2 protein-coding genes and 3 tRNA genes are annotated in these 1,133 nt (G+C 50.8%); 4 read left to right on the top strand and 1 reads right to left on the bottom strand.

Annotated elements, in window-relative coordinates; genetic code table 11:
• The 4 genes from pgsA to D6694_03280 form a co-directional block, all read left to right on the top strand.
• A partial coding sequence (pgsA, locus tag D6694_03295) for a CDP-diacylglycerol--glycerol-3-phosphate 3-phosphatidyltransferase (protein RMH46639.1) occupies positions 1 to 462 on the top strand: 462 nt, incomplete at its 5' end.
• A 118-nt stretch (positions 463 to 580) separates the two neighbouring features.
• A tRNA-Gly gene (locus tag D6694_03290) sits at positions 581 to 656 on the top strand.
• A gap of 49 nt (positions 657 to 705) precedes the next feature.
• A tRNA-Cys gene (locus D6694_03285) sits at positions 706 to 779 on the top strand.
• Positions 780 to 835: 56 nt separating this feature from the next.
• Positions 836 to 923 (top strand) — tRNA-Leu (locus tag D6694_03280).
• A gap of 27 nt (positions 924 to 950) precedes the next feature.
• Here the strand turns inward: D6694_03280 and D6694_03275 are convergent.
• Positions 951 to 1,133: hypothetical protein (locus D6694_03275; GenBank protein RMH46638.1), on the bottom strand; the 183-nt coding region annotated here is incomplete at its 5' end.

Genomic DNA, 1,133 nt, shown 5'->3' with positions numbered 1-1,133 from the left:
GTGATATTTGCGGTGGCAGGGTTTACCGACTTTTTTGATGGCCTATTGGCACGCATGATGGGAACCACCTCGGCACTAGGCGCTTTTCTGGATCCGGTGGCTGACAAACTGATGGTTGTTGTGGCCCTGACCTTACTGGTGAAGCTGCATAACACGGAATGGATGACAGTGCCCGCATTCATTATTATCGGACGTGAGGTAACGGTGTCGGCATTGCGAGAATGGATGGCACAAATGGGTAGTCATACTGAAGTCAGCGTGAACTGGATTGGCAAGATCAAGACTGTATTGCAGATGGTCGCAATCACTGGGTTGATAGCCAATCCAGCCGATTTTACCAATCCATGGACACTGACTGCTTACGCATTATTGTATTTATCGGTCGCGCTGACACTGTGGTCCATGTGGCTGTATCTCAAAGCTGCATGGCCCTACTTGACAGGGGAAAAAAATTTCGGATAATTCAGTGTCTCAGGGGGCAATATATCCCTGAAAAATCAAGATGTTGCACTCGCCGAGCGCGATAGAACAAGGACTTGACAGCGTCGCTTTTTCGGGTAAAATGGCGCGCAGTTTCAAGGCGGGAATAGCTCAGTTGGTAGAGCACAACCTTGCCAAGGTTGGGGTCGCGAGTTCGAGTCTCGTTTCCCGCTCCAAATATCGACCTCGGCGCAAAGCGTCGAGGTTTTTTTTCAGTTCGGATACGGCTGAGTGGTAGAGTGGTTATACAGCGGACTGCAAATCCGTGGACGTCGGTTCGATTCCGGCCTCAGCCTCCAATCAACATTCCCTCGGTTTTGGCAAAGTCCCTCTGTCGAAGCTGGGCGGAAGCATCGCCCGGGTGGCGAAATTGGTAGACGCAAGGGACTTAAAATCCCTCGGTGGTTAACACCGTGCCGGTTCGAGTCCGGCCCCGGGCACCAGCAATAACCAGTGTTTTCTTATTCTGGTCAGGTTTTACTTGGCGACCGTGTTTGTTTCGCGCTGACGGCTTCGAGATGGACCTTTGGCGTTTTTTCCGACTTTTTGGCCTTATACATACACTTATCCGCCAGATCGAGAATTTCATCTGGTTTCAGTGATCCGTCGCCTACAATAATGCCACCGATTGACGCTGAGAGTTGGACAAGATG

This window comes from Gammaproteobacteria bacterium (assembly GCA_003696665.1).
In the GTDB taxonomy this organism is placed as follows: domain Bacteria; phylum Pseudomonadota; class Gammaproteobacteria; order Enterobacterales.
This window is presented reverse-complemented; position numbering and strand designations above follow the sequence as displayed.